Annotated in this window: 9 protein-coding genes; 6 read left to right on the top strand and 3 right to left on the bottom strand. The window is 72.8% G+C overall.

The window, feature by feature from the left end:
• Nucleotides 1–29: 29 nt before the first annotated feature.
• Complete coding sequence (locus ACFVVX_RS14760) at nt 30–1,295, bottom strand: Ig-like domain-containing protein (RefSeq protein WP_387945282.1); 1,266 nt, start codon at nt 1,293–1,295, stop codon at nt 30–32.
• A 235-nt stretch (nt 1,296–1,530) separates the two neighbouring features.
• On the bottom strand, nt 1,531–2,763 hold the full coding sequence (locus ACFVVX_RS14755) for an Ig-like domain-containing protein (protein ID WP_387945280.1): 1,233 nt from the start codon (nt 2,761–2,763) through the stop codon (nt 1,531–1,533).
• Nucleotides 2,764–3,030: 267 nt separating this feature from the next.
• Here ACFVVX_RS14755 and glgX point away from each other — a divergent pair, with 267 nt between their 5' ends.
• The 3 genes from glgX (at nt 3,031) to ACFVVX_RS14740 (ending at nt 9,191) form a co-directional block, all read left to right on the top strand.
• Nucleotides 3,031–5,277, top strand: a complete 2,247-nt coding sequence (glgX, locus tag ACFVVX_RS14750; RefSeq protein WP_387945278.1) for a glycogen debranching protein GlgX — start codon at nt 3,031–3,033, stop codon at nt 5,275–5,277.
• Between the two features lie 195 nt (nt 5,278–5,472).
• The gene (locus ACFVVX_RS14745; RefSeq protein WP_387945276.1) at nt 5,473–7,344 is read left to right on the top strand and encodes an ABC transporter ATP-binding protein; all 1,872 of its coding nucleotides are present in this window, start codon (nt 5,473–5,475) and stop codon (nt 7,342–7,344) included.
• Nucleotides 7,341–9,191 carry an ABC transporter ATP-binding protein gene (locus tag ACFVVX_RS14740; protein ID WP_387945274.1) on the top strand — a complete coding sequence of 617 codons (1,851 nt, stop codon included), beginning with the start codon at nt 7,341–7,343 and terminating at the stop codon, nt 9,189–9,191. The genes ACFVVX_RS14745 and ACFVVX_RS14740 overlap by 4 nt, the downstream gene beginning before the upstream one ends.
• Nucleotides 9,192–9,245: 54 nt before the next feature.
• On the opposite strand, the gene glgP is transcribed toward ACFVVX_RS14740, so the two are convergent.
• A complete protein-coding gene (gene glgP / locus ACFVVX_RS14735) occupies nt 9,246–11,951 on the bottom strand; it encodes an alpha-glucan family phosphorylase (protein ID WP_387945272.1) in 2,706 nt (901 codons plus the stop codon).
• Nucleotides 11,952–13,036: 1,085 nt separating this feature from the next.
• Between glgP and ACFVVX_RS14730 the strand changes: the two genes are divergently transcribed.
• From ACFVVX_RS14730 to ACFVVX_RS14720, 3 genes are all read left to right on the top strand, one after another.
• The gene (locus ACFVVX_RS14730; protein WP_387945404.1) at nt 13,037–14,992 is read left to right on the top strand and encodes an alpha-1,4-glucan--maltose-1-phosphate maltosyltransferase; all 1,956 of its coding nucleotides are present in this window, start codon (nt 13,037–13,039) and stop codon (nt 14,990–14,992) included.
• Nucleotides 14,989–16,713, top strand: a complete 1,725-nt coding sequence (treS, locus tag ACFVVX_RS14725; protein ID WP_387945270.1) for a maltose alpha-D-glucosyltransferase — start codon at nt 14,989–14,991, stop codon at nt 16,711–16,713. The genes ACFVVX_RS14730 and treS overlap by 4 nt, the downstream gene beginning before the upstream one ends.
• A gap of 239 nt (nt 16,714–16,952) precedes the next feature.
• Nucleotides 16,953–18,443, top strand: coding sequence for a phosphotransferase (locus tag ACFVVX_RS14720; RefSeq protein WP_387945268.1), 1,491 nt, complete (start codon nt 16,953–16,955; stop codon nt 18,441–18,443).
• The last annotated feature ends 59 nt before the right edge of the window (nt 18,444–18,502 follow it).

The following is an 18,502-nucleotide window of genomic DNA, read 5'->3' as shown; positions in this document are numbered from 1 at the left end:
CTACCGCCGGGTAGGGGTAACCGGTTCGGCTACCAGTTCGCCCAGGCGATGTTCCAGCCGCTGAGCCCGTTGTCGGGCGCGACCGTCTTCTCCTTGGAGTTCACGACCTTGACCACGTCGCCGATCATCGAGTCGTTGAAGAACTTGCCCGCGACCGAGGCGTCGCTGCCTTCCTTGGTGTCCTGCATCGAGATGCAGCCGTGGCTGGCGTTGGTCTTGCCGAACGGGTTCGCCCAGTAGTTTCCGTGCACGAAGGTGCCGGAGGTGGTCAGACGCATCGCGTGCGGCACGTCCGGGATGTCGTACTCGCCGCCGAGACCGACGGTCTGCGAGTTCATCCGGGTGACCTTCTCCTTGCTGGAGATCACCATCACGCCGTTCCAGGACGGGTTCTTCTCGTCACCGAGGGTCACCGGCACGGTGTGGGGCTGGCCGTCCCGGACCACCGTCATCGTGTGGGCCGCGGAGTCGGCGGTGGAGACCTGCGAGCGGCCGATGGTGAACGGCTCGTCCTTGTCCACGTCGCCGTAGACGCCCGGGGCGACCTCGACGTTCTTCAGCCGGTACTTGATGACGACCTTGGCGCCCGGCTTCCAGTACTCGGCCGGACGGAAGTCCAGCCGGCGGGTGCCGAACCAGTGGCCCTTCACCTCGGTGCCGTCGTTGGTCTCGAAGGTGATCCCCTTGAGGACCGCGTCCTTGTTCTTGACGTCCTTGTTGAAGACCACCGAGACGATCATGCCGACGCCGTAGGTGGCGTTGTCGGTGATGTTGTCGTTGGTGGAGATCTTCTTGTCCGGCGTCAGCGTGGTGAACGAGGTGGTCGACGCGGCCACCAGGCCGTCGGCGTCCTTGGCCTGCGCGTTCACCTTGTAGGCCATGCCCACGGCGAGCGCGGCGCTGGGCTTCCAGCCGGAGCCGTCCGCGGCGATCGCGCCCTCGACCGGCTTGCCCTCCTTGTCGGTCACCTCGACCGCGGTGAGCTTGCCGTTCGCCACCGAGACGTTCAGCGCGTTGGTCGGCGCGACGTCCTGGGCGCCGTCCTTCGGCTCGACCGTCAGCACGGCGGCCGAGGTCTTCGGCGCCGCCGAGGTCTGTCCGCCGGCTGGGGCGCCGCTGGCGCCGGCCGTCGCGGCCGCCTCGTTGGAGCCGCCCCCCTTGCTGTCGCCGCCCTTGTCATCCCCGCAGGCCGCGGTGAGCAGCAGCACCCCGCCCATCATCAGCGCCATCGCACCGCGGCGCATACGAAGGTTGGTGGTGCGTATCGCGGCGTCGGCCGCCCTAACCTGCTTCACGGTCTCTCCCCTCCCGGTGTCCACCCTGATGGACGCGCGGATACCCGGACGGGTTGCACCCGGCCGTGATCTTTCACGCCGGGCTTGCGGCGCGGCAAGCAGGATAACTGGGCCGAATGAGTGAACCCCGGGGGGAGGGCGGTGAACCGGGTGTGGAACCGGGGTGAAGATCTGCCGCGCCGACCGGCGGCTCCGGCAGGTCGGGGCCGCGGCCGGGCCGGGCTCCGGCGGCGGGTCAGTGCTCCAGCGCGCTCCCGGCCCGCCACTGCTCCCAGGGCAGGTTCCAGCCGTTGAGCCCGTTGCTCGGCGGGACGTAGTCCCCCGCCGAGGCCTTCACCTCGATCACGTCCCCGGGGATGGTGTGCTCGAACAGCCAGCCCGCCGGGCTGTCCTTGCTGGCCCCGCCCTTGGCATCGGCCAGTCCGATGCAGCCGTGGCTGGTGTTGGCGGTGCCGAAGACCCCCGGGTCGGCCCAGTAGTTGCCGTGGATGAAGGTGCCGGAGTTGGTCAGCCGCATCGCGTGCGGGACGTCCTTGATGTCGTACTCGTCGCCCATCCCGACGGTCTGCGAGTTCATCCGGGTGACCTTGTACTTCTCCGACACCACCAGGACGCCGCGGTAGGTGGTGTGCTTGGGATCACCCCCGGACACCTTGAGCACCCGCACCGCCTTGCCGCCCGCGCCCTGCCGGACGGTGAGCGTGTGGGCGTCCAGGTCCGCCGTGGAGACCTGGGCCCGGCCGATCGTGAAGCGGATGTCCTTGGACTGGGTGCCGAACTCGCCCGGCGCCCCCTGCACGTCCTTCAGCCGCAGCGCCACGGAGACCTTGGTGCCGGCCGCCCAGTACGCCTTCGGCCGGAAGTCCAGCCGCTGGTTGCCGAACCAGTGCGCGGCCACCTCGACGGCCGGCTCGGCCGTCACCGCCACCGCCCGCTCCACCGCCGCCCGGTCGGTGATCGGTCGGCTGAAGCGCAGCGAGACCGGCATGCCGACCCCGACGGTGGAGCCGTCCTCCGGGGTGAAGAAGGCCACGAAGGTGTGCGCCCGGGCGACGGTCGAGAACGCCGAGTGCTGGGCCGCCTTCTGGCCCTGCTCGTCCTCGGCCACCGCGTCCAGGGTGTAGGCGGTGCCCAGCGGGAGCGGGCCGTCCGGCGTCCACGAGGCGCCGTCCTGGCTGATCGTCCCGGCCACCTCGGTGCCCTTGGCGTCGGCCAGCCGGACGGAGACCAGCCGGCCCTGCGCCGCCGTGACCCGCACCGGGCCGTCCGGCAGGACGTCCTGCGCGCCGTCGGCGGGCAGCGCGCTGATCGCCGCCCGGGAGGCGGGCTGCGGCGGCGCGGCCCGGCCCGGCGGGGCCGCGTCACCGCCGCCCGAGGGGGCGCTCCCGCCGGAGCACCCCGTCACCACGGCCAGGCACAAGCCCAGCGCCGCCGCCCGCCGTGCCCAAACCCGTTGTCGGGGCCGCATCCCGGGGCCTCCCGCCGTTTCCGTCCGATACCCCGCTAACGAGGGCAATCGCGACAGGACACGCAGAACACTCACACCCCCGGCCGAACCCGCACAGCCGAACCCCGGCGGGCCGCCCACCGCTCCCGGGGCCCGCGGCGGCCGCCCCGGCCACCACCCCCGGCCGCCATCCGCCGGTAAGCCACCGTTCAGCGGCTTCCGATCAGCAGGATCAGGGAAAGAGAGGTGGGCGGGGTCCGGGACACCCCGCCCAGGGAGGGTGCGGCCATGGCGTCAGGGCAGGAGCTGGAAGCCGGTGCGCGGCGGCTCGACGGCGGACCCCTCGCCGGACCGCCACCCTGGCCCGGCAGCTGGCAGCCGCTCGGCGCCCGCTTCCGCACCGACCCGCAGGGCCGCCAGGGCACCAACTTCGCGCTCTGGGCGGCCGGCGCCGAGGCCGTCGACCTCTGTCTGTTCGACGAGGACGGCCGGGAGAGCAGACACCGGCTCACCGAGCAGGACTTCCAGACCTGGCACGGCTTCCTGCCCGGGGTCGGACCGGGCACCCGCTACGGCTACCGGGTGCACGGCCGCTGGGACCCGTGGACCGGCGCCCGGTGGAACCCGGCCAAACTCCTGCTCGACCCGTACGCCCGGGCCGTCGACGGCTGTTACACCGCCCACGACTCCGTCTGCGGCTCCGTCCGCAACTGGCCCGAGGCCGATGTCGCCGACACCGTCCGGGACAACCGCGACTCGTCCCGCCACGTGCCCAGGTCCGTGGTCGTCCACGACGACGACGACTGGTACGACGACCACCGCCCGAAGACCCCGTGGGCCGAGACCGTGCTGTACGAACTGCACGTCCGCGGCTTCACCATGCGCCACCCCGGCGTCCCGCCCGAGCTGCGCGGCACCTACGCGGGCCTGGCCCACCCCGCCGCGATCGAACACCTCACCGGCCTCGGCGTCACCGCCGTCGAGCTGCTGCCCGTCCACCAGTACGCCAGCGAGGACCACCTCCAGGCCCGCGGGCTGGTCAACTACTGGGGCTACAACACCCTCGGCTACTTCGCCCCGCACGCCGGCTACTCCGCCTCCGGCAGCCGCGGCGGCCAGGTCGGCGAGTTCAAGCGGATGGTCCGCGCCCTGCACGCGGCCGGGATCGAGGTGATCCTCGACGTCGTCTACAACCACACCGCGGAGGGCGCCGAACTCGGGCCCACCCTCTCCCTGCGCGGCATCGACAACGCCGGCTACTACCGCCTCCCGCTGCACCGCCCGCGCGGCTACGCCGACTACACCGGCTGCGGCAACACCCTGGACACCCGCCGCCCGCACGTGGTCCGGCTGATCACCGACTCGCTGCGGTACTGGGTCACCGAGATGGGCGTGGACGGCTTCCGCTTCGACCTCGCCGCCGCCCTCGCCCGCGGCGGCGACGGCGTGGACATGGACCACCCCTTCCTCGCCGCCGTATCCCAGGACCCGCTGCTCAGCCGGGTCAAGCTGATCGCCGAACCCTGGGACGTCGGCCCGGGCGGCTACCAGGTCGGCGGCTTCCCGCCGCTGTGGGCCGAGTGGAACGACAAGTACCGCGACACCGTCCGGGACTTCTGGCGCGGCGCCCGCCCGGACGTCCGCGAACTCGGCTACCGGCTCTCCGGCTCCTCCGACCTCTACCAGCGCGGCGGGCGCCGCCCGTACGCCTCCGTCAACTTCGTCACCGCCCACGACGGCTTCACCCTGCGCGACCTCGTCTCCTACAACCGCAAGCACAACGAGGCCAACGGCGAGGCCAACCGGGACGGCACCGACGACAACCGCTCCTGGAACCACGGCACCGAGGGGGAGAGCCCGGACCCGGCGGTCCAGGCCCTGCGCCGACGCCAACTGCGCAACCTGCTGGCCACCCTGCTGCTCTCCACCGGCGTGCCGATGATCACCGCGGGGGACGAGTTCGGCCGCACCCAGGGCGGCAACAACAACGCCTACTGCCAGGACAACGAGGTGAGTTGGCTCGACTGGTCGCTGCTGGACGACCCGGGCTGGCGCGCCCTGCGCGACCTCACCGCCCGGCTGGTCCGGCTGCGCCGCGCCCACCCGGTGCTGCGCCAGCGGGCGTTCTTCTCCGGCCGGGCGCCCGCCCCGGGCGGTCAGCCCGACCTGGCCTGGTTCACCCCGCTCGGCAAGGAGATGACGGAGGCCGACTGGTTCTCCCCCACCGCCTGCCTGGGGATGCTGCTCTCCGGCGCCGCGATGTCCGAACGCGACGAGGAGGGGCGCCAGTTGACCGACGAGAGCTTCCTGCTGCTGCTCAACGCCGGCCCCGGCGAACCCGCGTTCACGCTGCCCGGCGAGCCCTGGGCCGCGCCGGACGCGGTGTACCGGACGGTGGTGGACACCGCCTCGGACGACCCGGACGCCGACTCCTCCGACGACCCGGCCGCCCCGCCGCGGAGCTACCGCCCGCAGGAGGCCGTGGTGCTGGGCGCCCGCTCGCTGCTCCTGCTGCGCACCCCGGCCCCGCACTGAACCCCGGCCCCCCGCCGGACCCCGGCCGCACCGACCCCGCCGAACCCGCCCACCGCACCGGCCCCGCCGGCCCCGCCGAACGTCCGCGTGCGGAGGAGCCTTCGCGGCGAACGGGACCGCCCGGTGGCCGGTTCTCGCCGACAGGTCCGAAAAACCGGATGAGAAATGACGCGCCCCCGGCCTACCCTCACCGCGATGGCCGATAACCAAGACACCACGCTGCCCGGTCCCCCACCCCGGACGGGGCAGCACCCACCGGACCCACCCGGTCCGGAGCCCGCCCCGCGGACCGCCGCACCCGCCCGCCGGTCGACGGTCCGCTCACTGCTGCGCCTGTGGCCCTACGCCCGGCAGATCCGCGGGCGGCTGGCCGCCTCGATCGGCGCGGCCGTCCTGGCCATGTTCAGCGTGCTCGGTGTCTCGCTGGTGCTCGGCCGGATCGTGGACGGCCCGATCGCCCACCACGACCTCGACGCGCTCTGGCCGCTGGTCGGCCTGCTGCTCGCCCTGGGCCTGGCCGAGGCGGCGCTCTTCTACACCCGCCGGGTGATCCTGGCCCGCCCGCTGGCCGGGCTGGAGACGGCGATGCGCGGCGACCTGTACGCCAAGCTGCAGCGGCTGCCGATCTCCTTCCACGACCGCTGGGGCTCGGGCCAGCTGCTCTCCCGGGCGACGGCCGACATGTTCACCATGCGGCTGTTCCTGACCTTCCCGCTGGTCTTCCTGGTCGTGAACTCGGTGATGTTCCTGGCCGGAACGGCCCTGATGTTCACCCAGGACTGGCGGCTCGCGCTGATCGTCGTGCTGCCCGCCGTCCCGCTGGTCGTCCTCACCCGGCGCTTCGAGACCGGCTACTCCGGCGCCGCCCGCCTCGCCCAGGACCAGAACGGCGACGTCGCCACCGTGATCGAGGAGTCCATCCTCGGCATCCGGATCCTCAAGGCCTTCGGCCGCCACCGCTCGATTGCCGAGCGCTTCCGGGCGCAGACCCTCGACCTGCGCCGCACCGAGCTGCGCAAGGCCGGTCTGCTCGCCAACCTCTGGGCGGTCATCGTCGGCCTGCCCGAGCTGGCCCTCGGCTGCGCGCTCGCGGCCGGCGCCTACCTGGTCGCGCACGACGAGCTCAGCGCCGGCACCCTGGTCGCCTTCCTCTCCACCGCCCTCGCGCTGCGCTGGCCGGTCGAGTCGCTCGGCTGGCTGCTCGCCTACGCCAACGAGGCCGCCACCGCCACCGACCGCTTCTTCGAGGTGCTGGACGAGCCCGATCCGGAGGACCGGGGCGCGGAGCAGGGCGCGGGCACCACCCCCGACGGCATCCGCCTCACCGGCGTCCGCTTCCGCTACCCCGACGCCCCGCCCGGCACCCCCGACCTGCTCCAGGGCATCGACCTGCACATCCGCAGCGGCGAGACGATGGCCCTGGTCGGCGCGACCGGCAGCGGCAAGACCACCCTCACCGCGCTGCTCCCCCGGCTGCACGAGGCCACCGCGGGCAGCATCACCCTGGACGGCCTCGACATCCGCGAGCTGTCCCGGCAGCGGCTGCGCGAGCTGGTCGCGGTCGCCTTCGAGGAGCCCACCCTGTTCTCCGCCACCGTCCGGGAGAACGTCCTGATGGGCGCGCCCGGCGCCGGCCCCGAGCAGCTGCGCACCGCCCTGGCCACCGCCCAGGCCGACTTCGTCGACCGGCTCCCGGCCGGGGTCGACACCGAGGTCGGCGAGCAGGGCCTCAGCCTGTCCGGCGGCCAGCGCCAGCGGCTCGCACTGGCCCGCGCGGTGGTCGGCGACCCGGCCTTCCTGGTGCTGGACGACCCGCTCTCCGCACTGGACGTGCACACCGAGGCACTGGTCGAACGGGCCCTGCGGGAGGTGCTCGGCTCCACCACCGCCCTGGTCGTGGCCCACCGCCCGAGCACCGTCCTGCTCGCCGACCGGGTCGCGGTGCTCGCCGACGGCCGGATCGAGGCCGTCGGCACCCACCAGGAGCTGCTGCGCGGCTCCGCGCGCTACCGCGAACTGATGTCGGGCGAGGCCGCCCCCGTCCCCGAGGGGAGCACCGCCCGATGACCACCACGATCGACCCCGCCGAGCGGACCGCGCCGAGCGAACCGGCCGAGGAGGAGCTCCCGCCGCCCCCGGCCGACGAGGAGGACATCCCCGTCCCGCCCGGCGCACCGCGCGCCCTGCTGCGCTCGCTGCTCGGCCCGCACCGGGCCCGGGTCACCGTCGCCATGGTGGTGATCCTGGTCCAGCAGGCCGCCCTGCAGTCCGGCCCGCTGCTGGTCGCGATCGCGATGGACCGGGGCATCCCGGCGCTGCGCGAGCACGACGCGGGCCCGCTGATCGCGGTGATCACCGCCTACCTCACCTGTGCGCTGCTCAGCACCGTGCTCCAGTGGGCGTTCATCAAGGTCACCGCCCGGATCAACCAGGACATCCTGCTGGAGCTGCGCGGCCGGATCTTCCGGCACGCCCAGCGGCTCAGCCTGGACTTCCACGAGCGCTACACCTCGGGCCGGATCATCTCGCGCGCCACCAGCGACGTGGACGCGCTGCGCGAGCTGCTCTCCGAGGGCCTCCAGGAGCTGCTGACCGTCTTCCTGTCGGTCTGCTACATCTCGGTGCTGCTGCTGGTGATGGACTGGCGGCTCGGCCTGGTCTCGCTGGCCTCGTTCCTGCCGCTGGCCCTGATCGCCCGCTCGTTCCGCCGCCGCTCGCGCAAGGTCTACCGGCGCTCGCGCACCTCGGCCGCCTCGCTGATCGTCCGCTTCACCGAGACGATGAACGGCATCCGCCCGGTGCAGGCCTTCCGCCGCGAGCGCGCCAACGAGGCCGCCTTCGGCGTGGTGAACCGGCAGTCGGCCACGGCCATGGCCGACGGCCTGCTGGAGATCGCCCGCTTCGTCGGCCTGGCCCGCGCCACCGCCAACCTGTGGGTGACCGGCGTGGTGCTGTTCGGCGCCTTCCTGGTCACCGACGGCGGCCTGGAGCTGGGCGTGCTCACCGGCTTCGTGCTCTACCTGCGCCGGCTGTACGACCCGATCGACCAGCTGGCGATGTTCCTGAACAGCTACCAGTCGGCCGCCGCCGCCCTGGAGAAGATCGCCGGCCTGCTCGCCCACGAGCCGACGGTGGCCGAGCCCGAGCGGCCCGCCGAGCTGCCCGCCGCCGCCGGCAAGGGCCGCGAGGTGCACTTCGAAAAGACCCGCTTCGCCTACCGGACGGGCAAGGAGGTGCTGCCGCCGTTCGACCTGGCGCTGCCCGCCGGGCAGACGGTGGCCGTGGTCGGCGCGACCGGCGCCGGCAAGTCGACGGTCGCCAAGCTGCTGGCCCGCTTCTACGACCCGACCGAGGGCCGGATCACCCTGGACGGCGTGGACCTGCGCGAGCTCGCCACCCCCGAGCTGCGGCGCGGGGTGGTGATGGTGACCCAGGAGTCCTTCCTGTTCTCCGGCACCGTCGCCGAGAACATCGCGATCGGCCGGCCGGGCGCCACCCGCGAGGAGGTCGAGCAGGCCGCCCGGGACATCGGCGCCCACGGGTTCATCACCGAGCTGCCGGACGGCTTCGACACCGACGTGCGCAAGCGCGGCGGCCGGATCTCGGCCGGCCAGCGCCAGCTGGTCGCCTTCGCCCGCGCCCTGCTGGCCGACCCGGCGGTGCTGATCCTGGACGAGGCGACCAGCTCGCTGGACGTGCCGGGCGAGCAGGCCGTGCAGCGGGCGATGCGCACGGTGCTGGCCGGGCGGACGGCCGTGATCATCGCCCACCGGCTCTCCACCGTGGAGATCGCCGACCGGGTCCTGGTGATGGAGCAGGGCCGGATCGTGGAGGACGGCACGCCCGCCGAGCTGATCTCCGGCGCCGGCCGCTTCGCCGAACTCCACCGGGCCTGGCGGGACAGCCTGGTCTGAGCCCGGCCCTCGCACCGGGGGCGGGGGCCGGACCGGCCCCCGCCCCCGGTGCGTTCAGCGCAGCAGCCCCGCGTCCATCCCCGCGGACTCGGCCGGCAGGGCCACCAGCCCCAGCTCGGCCGGGGAGGCCAGCCTCGGATGGGCCGGCAGCACCCGGACGGTGTACCCGAACGGGCCGGTGCGGCAGAGCTCCAGCGAGCCCTCGTACCGCGTCCGCCCGTCCAGGTCGGAGCCGCCGACCGGCTTGAGGGCGAGCAGGCAGGCGTCCGAGATGCCGTCCGACTCGTCCACCCGCCCGGACACCACCTGCACCTCGACATCACCCGGGTCCAGTGCCCCGAGCGCGACCTGCACCCGCAGCGCCAGCGAGCTGCCGAGCTCCTGCGCCTCGTCCGGGCACTCCGCCTCGACGTGCTCGACCCGGACGGCAGGCCAGGCCTCCCGGACCTTCGCCTTCCAGGCGGCCAGCTCCCGCGCCCCGGCGTGCGGGGCGGTGACCGGCCCGTCGGCCCCGGCCTCGCCCGGCCCGGCCGCCGCCAGCTCCCGCTGCGCCAGCGCCGCCGGGGCGTACAGCCGTTCGACGTACTCGCGGACCATCCGCCCCGCCAGCACCTTGGGGCCGAGGGTGACCAGGGTGTGCCGGACCATGGCGATCCAGCGGTGCGGCAGGCCGTCCGCGCCCCGGTCGTAGAACCGGGCCGCCACCTGGTGCTCGATCAGGTCGTACAGCGCGGCCGCCTCGATGTCGTCCCGGCGCTCGGCCTCCCGGCTGTCCGGGTCGAGCGGCCCGCCGGTGCCGTCGGCGGTGGGGATCGCCCAGCCGTTCTGGCCGTCGTACCACTCGTCCCACCAGCCGTCCAGGACGGACAGGTTGAGACAGCCGTTGAGCGCGGCCTTCATCCCCGAGGTGCCGCAGGCCTCCAGCGGGCGCAGCGGGTTGTTCAGCCAGACGTCGCAGCCCGGGTAGAGGTGCTGGGCCATCGCCATGTCGTAGTCCGGCAGGAAGACGATCCGGTGCCGGACGGCCGGGTCGTCGGCGAAGGCGATCATCTGCTGGATCAGCCGCTTGCCGCCGTCGTCCGCCGGGTGGGCCTTGCCGGCGACCACGATCTGCACCGGCCGGGCCGGGTCCAGCAGCAGGGCGCGCAGCCGCTGCTGGTCGCGCAGCATCAGGGTGAGCCGCTTGTAGGAGGGCACCCGCCGGGCGAAGCCGATGGTGAGGATGTCCGGGTCGAGGACGGAGGAGACCCAGCCGAGCTCGGCGTCCCCGGCACCGCGCTGGCGCCAGGAGGTGCGCAGCCGGCGGCGGGCCTCGTCGACCAGCTGGGCGCGCAGGCTGCGGCGCAGCTCCCAGATCTCGGTGTTGCCGATCCGCTCCAGGCCGGTCCAGCGCTTGGCGTCGCCGGTGGTCATGGCGGACTCGGCACGGTCGGCGCCGATCTCGGCGGCGCCCAGCCGGACGACGGCCGGGTCGATCCAGGTGGCGGCGTGGACGCCGTTGGTGACGGAGGTGATCGGGACCTCGGCGGCGTCGAAGCCCGGCCAGAGGCCGTTGAACATCGACCGGCTGACCTCGCCGTGCAGGGTGGAGACGCCGTTGGCCCGCTGGGCCAGCCGCAGGCCCATGGCGGCCATGTTGAACAGCTTGCCGTCCCCGCCGCGCCAGGTCTCGGCGCCGAGGGCGAGCACCTGCTCGACCGGGACGCCGGGCAGGGCCGCGTCCCCGCCGAAGTGCCGGGCGACCAGCTCGCGGTCGAAGCGGTCGATGCCGGCCGGCACGGGGGTGTGGGTGGTGAACAGGGTGCCGGCCCGGACGGCCTCCAGGGCGGCGGCGAAGTCGAGGTCGCAGGTCCGGTCGGCGACCAGCTCGCGGATCCGCTCGACGCCGAGGAAGCCGGCGTGGCCCTCGTTGGTGTGGAAGACCTCGGGGGCGGGGTGGCCGGTGAGGCGGCAGTAGGTGCGCACCGCGCGGACGCCGCCGATGCCGAGCAGCATCTCCTGGAGCAGCCGGTGCTCGCTGCCGCCGCCGTAGAGGCGGTCGGTGACGTCCCGTTCGGCGGCCGAGTTGGCCTCGATGTCGGAGTCGAGCAGCAGCAGCGGGACGCGCCCGACCTGGGCCTTCCAGATGTGGGCGGCCAGGGTGCGGCCGGCGGGCAGCGCGAGGTCGACCCGGCAGGGGGTGCCGTCACCCTCGCGGAGCAGGCTGACCGCGAGTTCGTCCGGGTCGAGCAGCGGGTAGCGCTCCTGCTGCCAGCCGTCCCGGTCGAGGGACTGCCGGAAGTAGCCGTGCCGGTAGAACAGCCCCACACCGATGATCGGCACGCCGAGGTCGCTGGCGGCCTTGAGGTGGTCGCCGGCCAGGATGCCGAGCCCGCCGGAGTACTGCGGCAGCGCGGCGGCGATGCCGTACTCGGGCGAGAAGTAGGCGACGGCCCCGGGCAGCGGCCCGGCTCCCGCCTGTTCGGCGCCCTGGTACCAGCGCGGGCCGGCCAGGTAGTCCCGCAGGTCGTCGGCGAGGTCGCCGAGTCTGCGCAGGAACCTCCGGTCGACGGCCAGCGCGGCGAGCCGGGCGGCCGGGACCTCTCCCAGCAGGCGCACCGGGTCCTCACCGGTGGCGGCCCAGACGTCCGGGTCCACGGACCGGAAGAGGTCCCTGGTCTCGGGGTGCCAGGACCAGCGCAGGTTGAGGGCCAGCTCGTGCAACGGCTGGAGTTGTTCGGGCAGGACGGTGCGGACGGTGAATCTGCGGATTGCCTTCACGGCGTGAAGCGTAGACCCGGCCACTGTCGTGATGGTGCGTCAAGTGGGCTATTGAGCCTCCGTTCGGCCTATTGATGAGATCGCATTCGGCGCATTGGACTGCACGGGGGGCGCGCGAGGCGCACTTTTCGGGGGAACGCGCTACCAATACGTGAACACTGCGGAACAGATCCATTTCCACCGACGGAGCCGCCCCGGACAAGACCCGAAACTACTGTCGTACCGCTGCAAAAGTCCGGTCCGCGATGCGACTATGAACCAAGGTCGTTGATGCTGTGGGGAGTGCGGCGACGGGTGGCGCCCCCCTTGAAGCAGCACGTCCGAATCCTTTTCGTGTTGATCGTTTCTCAACCTCCTTAGCCCATTCGGCGCTCACCGCGCACCGACGCGTGTCCTCGAACACGGCCTGCTCGTTCACGGGTGGGTTGGGTCGCCCAGGGGCGTACCCCGAGAGGCGTGCGCCGGGACGCGCACGGGCTCTCGGGCTCCCCGCCGCAGGCTCGGCGGGCGTCGGGCAGGTTGCCGGGGACGGTGGCGCGGGCAGGCTTCCGGTCGCACGTCCTCCCCACCCAGCAGTCCTCCCGGTACTCCCCTGGCCCGTCCGGCCCGCGGGAGCTGCCGCCGATCTCGGGCAGGAGTTTGGCATGCACGGCGACACGCGGGACCAGTCCACACCGGTGGCCGACGCCATCGACGCAGCGGTCGCGGAATCCGCCGGACGGATGGATTCTGACACTCGGACAGACGCGGCGATGCCGGGGCCCCGGGGCGCCGGGGCTATCCGTACGGAGCAGACCGAACCGGCCCGACAACCCGGGGCCGAGGAGAGCCGGACCGCGGCACCGCGCAAGCGCACCACCACCAGGCGCAGCGCGACCGCCGCCGGCGCCGCTGCCGCCGCCACCGCGGAGGCCGGCGCCGCACCCCGCAGGGCCCCCGCCCGAGCGACCGCCCGCAGCACCGCCGGTGCCACCGGTTCCGCCGGTGCAGGTGCCGCCGCCGCAGGTACCCCCGCCGGCGGTACCGCCGCCCGCAAACCTGCCGCCCGCAAGCCCGCCGCCCGCAAGACGACAGAGAGCGACACCGTGATCGGCCGCATCCCCGTCCTGGACGTCAGCCCACTCGTAGACGCCGGCCGCCGCCCGGCCAAGGCCGTGGTCGGCGAGACCTTCACGGTCACCGCGACCGTGTTCCGCGAGGGCCACGACGCGGTGAACGCCAACGTGGTCCTGCGCGACCCGCGCGGGCGCAGCGGCCCGTGGACGCCGATGCGCGAACTCGCCGAGGGCAGCGACCGCTGGGGCGCGTCCGTCACCCCGACCGGGCCCGGCCGCTGGTCCTACCTGGTGGAGGCCTGGAGCGACCCGCTCGCCACCTGGCGCAAGGTCGCCGCGGTCAAGCTGCCCGCCGGGATCGACACCGCGCTGGTGCTGGAGGAGGGCGCGCTGCTGCTGGAGCGGGCCGCGAACGGCGTGCCGAAGAAGGAGGGCCGGGCGCACGTGCTGGCCGCGGTGGACGCGCTGCGCGACACCGGCCTGCCGCCGCTGTCCCGGCTGGCCGCCGCGCTCGCCCCCGAGGTGCTGGACCTGCTGGCCCGCTACCCGCTGCGCGAACTGGTCAGCGCGACCCGCCCGCTGCCGCTCCAGGTGGACCGGGAGCGGGCCCTCTACGGCTCCTGGTACGAGTTCTTCCCGCGCTCCGAGGGCGCGGTGGTCGACCCCTCGGGTGTGGAGCCGCCGCGCTCGGGCACCCTGCGCACCGCCGCCGAGCGGCTGCCCGCCGTCGCCGCGATGGGCTTCGACGTGGTCTACCTGCCGCCGGTCCACCCGATCGGGCGGGCCTTCCGCAAGGGGCCGGACAACACCCTGACCGCCGGTCCGCACGACGTCGGCTCGCCCTGGGCGATCGGCTCGCCGGAGGGCGGGCACGACGCCGTCCACCCGGACCTCGGCACCATCGAGGACTTCGACCACTTCGTCGCCGAGGCCGAGGCGCTGCGCCTGGAGGTGGCGCTGGACTTCGCCCTGCAGTGCTCCCCCGACCACCCCTGGGTGAACAAGCACCCGGAGTGGTTCAGCCACCGCGCCGACGGCACCATCGCCTACGCAGAGAACCCGCCGAAGAAGTACCAGGACATCTATCCGGTCAACTTCGATCAGGACATGGATGGAATCGTCAAGGAAACCCTGCGGATCCTGCGGTTCTGGATGGCCCACGGCGTGCGGATCTTCCGGGTCGACAACCCGCACACCAAGCCGGTGCTGTTCTGGGAGAAGGTCCTCTCCGAGATCGCCCGCACCGACCCCGACGTGGTGTTCCTGGCGGAGGCGTTCACCCGGCCGGCCATGATGCACACCCTGGGGAAGATCGGTTTCCACCAGTCGTACACGTACTTCACCTGGCGCACCACCAAGCGGGAACTCACCGAATACCTCACCGAGCTCTCCGGTGACGCGGCCTCGTACATGCGCCCCAACTTCTTCGCCAACACCCCGGACATCCTGCACGAGTACCTGCAGACCGGCGGCCGGGCCGCCTTCGCCATCCGGGCCGTGCTGGCCGCCACGCTCTCCCCCAGCTACGGCGTCTACGCCGGCTACGAGCTGTACGAGGGCGAGCCGGCCCACCCGGGCTCCGAGGAGTACCTGCACTCGGAGAAGTACGAGCTGCGCCCGCGCGACTGGACCCGCACCGACAGCCTCGCCCCGCTGCTCACCGTGCTGAACCGGCTGCGGCGGCGGCACCCGTGCCTCCAGCAGTTGCGCGGCCTCTCCTTCCACCCGACCGACAACGACCAGGTGCTCGCCTTCTCCAAGACCGCGACCACGCCCGAGGGCCTCACCGACCACGTCATCACCGTGGTGAACCTGGATCCGCACCACGCCCAGGAGGCCACCGTCACCCTCGACGGGGACGGGCCTTTCGCGGTGCACGACGAGCTCACCGGCGCCGCCTACACGTGGGGCCGGCACAACTACGTCCGGCTCGATCCCTCAGCCGAGCCGGCTCACCTCCTCACGGTTCGGAGGAACCCAGCGTGACAGTGAACGAGCCCGTCCCCGACACCTTCCCCGAGACCTCGAAGAAGAACCTGGACCCGGAGTGGTTCAAGCGTGCGGTCTTCTACGAGGTGCTGGTGCGGTCCTTCCAGGACAGCAACGGCGACGGGATCGGGGACCTCAAGGGGCTCACGTCCAAGCTCGACTACCTGCAGTGGCTCGGCGTCGACTGCCTCTGGCTGCCACCGTTCTTCGCCTCGCCGCTGCGCGACGGCGGGTACGACGTGGCCGACTACAAGTCGGTGCTGCCGGAGTTCGGCGACCTCGCCGACTTCATGGAGTTCGTGGACGCCGCGCACGCCCGCGGCATGCGCGTGGTCATCGACTTCGTCATGAACCACACCAGCGACCAGCACCCGTGGTTCCAGGCCTCCCGCGAGGACCCGGACGGCCCCTACGGCGACTTCTACATGTGGGCCGACGACGACAAGCAGTACCCGGACGCCCGGATCATCTTCGTCGACACCGAGACCTCCAACTGGACCTACGACCCGGTCCGCAAGCAGTACTTCTGGCACCGCTTCTTCTCCCACCAGCCGGATCTCAACTACGACAACCCCCGGGTCCAGGACGAGATGATCGCCGGGCTGCGGTTCTGGCTCGACCTCGGCATCGACGGCTTCCGGCTGGACGCGGTGCCCTACCTGTTCGCCCGCGAGGGCACCAACTGCGAGAACCTGCCGGAGACCCACGAGTTCCTCCAACGGGTCCGCAAGGAGATCGACGCGGACTACCCGGACACCGTGCTGCTCGCCGAGGCCAACCAGTGGCCGGAGGACGTGGTCGACTACTTCGGCGACTTCTCCTCCGGCGGCGACGAGTGCCACATGGCCTTCCACTTCCCGGTGATGCCGCGGATCTTCATGGCCGTCCGCCGGGAGTCCCGCTACCCGGTCTCGGAGATCCTCGCCAAGACCCCGAAGATCCCGCACGGCTGCCAGTGGGGCATCTTCCTGCGCAACCACGACGAGCTGACCCTGGAGATGGTCACCGACGAGGAGCGCGACTACATGTACGCGGAGTACGCCAAGGACCCCCGGATGCGCGCCAACGTGGGCATCCGCCGCCGGCTCGCCCCGCTGCTGGAGAACGACCACAACCAGATCGAGCTGTTCACCGCCCTGCTGCTCTCCCTGCCCGGCTCCCCGGTGCTCTACTACGGGGACGAGATCGGCATGGGCGACAACATCTGGCTGGGCGACCGGGACGGCGTGCGCACGCCGATGCAGTGGACCCCGGACCGCAACGCGGGTTTCTCCTCGGCCGACCCGGGCAGGCTCAGTCTGCCGCCCATCATGGACCCGGTGTACGGCTATCAGGTGACCAACGTCGAGGCACAGCAGAGCAGTTCGAGCTCCCTGCTGCACTGGACGCGTCGCATGATCGAGATCCGCAAGCTCAATCCGGCGTTCGGCCTCGGCACGTACACCGAACTGCCCTCCAGCAACCCCGCGGTGCTGGCCTTCGTGCGCGAGCACGAGGGGGACCTGGTCATGTGCGTGAACAACTTCTCGCGGTTCGCGCAGCCGACCGAACTGGATCTGCGGCAGTACGGGGGACGGTACCCGGTCGAGCTGATCGGCGGGGTGCGCTTCCCCTCGATCGGCGAGTGGCCGTACCTGCTCACCCTCGCCGGACACGGCTTCTACTGGTTCCAGCTCCGCCAACCCCCGCGGCTGAGCGGGACCAGGCGCTCGAAGTAACGATCCGTCACAAGCCGTCCGCACCACCAAACCCTCCGGGGGCGCGAGAGTTTCGACCCCGCGCCCCCGGAGGTCTCTGCACCACCGCGTACGGAGAACAGCCCAACGGCCACCCACACTAAGGCGTGACACCTGAGCACCGCTCGCGTGCCGTCGCCGCCGCGCCGCCGAAATCCGGAAGACTGACGGACCCGGCCAGACCCGTCGGGCAGTCCGCCCGTTTCCGGGGAAAGGGAGTCATGTCCGAAACCTCCCGTTCTCAAGCCCACGTACACCGCGACACCCCCGCCGGCTCCGCCGCGCCGGTGGGCACCCGCGGCACCGGGGCCCGGAGAACCGCCCTGGGGGTCAGCGAACTCGTCCAGGCGGCCCTGCCGCTGATCGCCGAGTGGCTCCCGACCCAGCGCTGGTACGCCGGAAAGGGCCGCGCCATCACCGGCCTGCACCCGGTGGTCGGCACTCCGCTCCAGGTCGGCGACCCCGCCCTGCTGCACCTGCTGCTGCGGGTCGAGCACGCCACCACCGCCGGCGCGCCGCACGGGGACACCTACCAACTGCTGCTCGGCATCCGCTCGCAGGGCCCGGCCGGCATCGAGCCGACCGCCGTGCTCGGCCGGCTCAGCCAGGGCCCGTACGACGGTGCGGCGCTCTACGACGCGGTGCACGACCCCGAGCTGACCGGGCGGCTGCTGGAGCACCTGGCCACCGGCGACCGCTTCGGCTCGCTCTCGTTTCGCCGCACCCCCGGATCCGGGCTGCCCGCCAACCTGCCCGGGCGTGCCTCCACCGCCGAGCAGTCCAACAGCTCGGTCATCTACGGCACCTCCTACATCCTCAAGCTCTTCCGCCGCATCCACCCCGGCACCAACCCGGACCTGGAGCTCTCCCTCGCCCTCTCCCGGGCCGGCTCCACCCGCATCCCCCGGGTCGCCGCCTGGTTCGAGAGCCGGCTGGAGCGCGCCGAACCGGCCACCCTCGGGCTGCTCCAGCGCTACCTGCCGGAGGCCGAGGACGGCTGGGAGCTGGCCCTGGACCAGGTCGGCCGGCTCAAGGGGGACCCGTCGCCCGGCAACTTCGCCATCGAGGCGCACCGGCTCGGGCGGGCCACCGCCGAGGTACACCGGGTGCTCGCCCGCTCGATGCCGGTCGCCCGCCTCGACCACGCCCAGACCCGCCGGCTGGCCACCGCGATGGCCGACCGGCTGGACAGCGCGGTGGCCGCCGTCCCCGGCCTGCTGCGCTACCGGGCCGCGCTGCGCAGCGCCTTCCAGCAGCTCGCCGACGCCCACCCGGACGGGATGCCGGTCCAGCGCATCCACGGCGACCTGCACCTCGGCCAGGCGATGCGCACCCCGCACGGCTGGGTGCTGCTGGACTTCGAGGGGGAGCCGGCCAAGTCGGTCGCCGAGCGGCGCGAACCGCAGACCGCCCTGCGCGACGTGGCCGCGATGCTGCGCTCCTTCGACTACGCCGCCGCCCACCTGCTGGCCGGCGGCCCGCCCGACCCGGAGCTGGCCCACCTCGCCGCCGCGTGGGCGCAGCGCAACCGCACCGCCTTCTGCGCCGGCTACACGGCCGGCGGCGGCACCGACCCGGCCGCCTCGCCGGAGCTGATGCGCGCCCTGGAGATCGACAAGGCGGTCTACGAGGTCGTGTACGAGGCCCGGCACCGGCCGAGCTGGCTGCCGATCCCGCTCGCCGCGATCAACCGCCTGGCCCTCACCGTCTGAGCTCCCCACCGCCCGACCCCGTTCCGCCCTGCTCCGCGCCCGCCCGCCCCCGGAGAAAG

This window comes from Kitasatospora sp. NPDC058170 (assembly GCF_042883905.1).
Lineage (GTDB): Bacteria > Actinomycetota > Actinomycetes > Streptomycetales > Streptomycetaceae > Kitasatospora.
The sequence above is the reverse complement of the archived record's forward strand: the minus strand, read 5'-3'. Positions and strand labels throughout refer to the sequence as shown.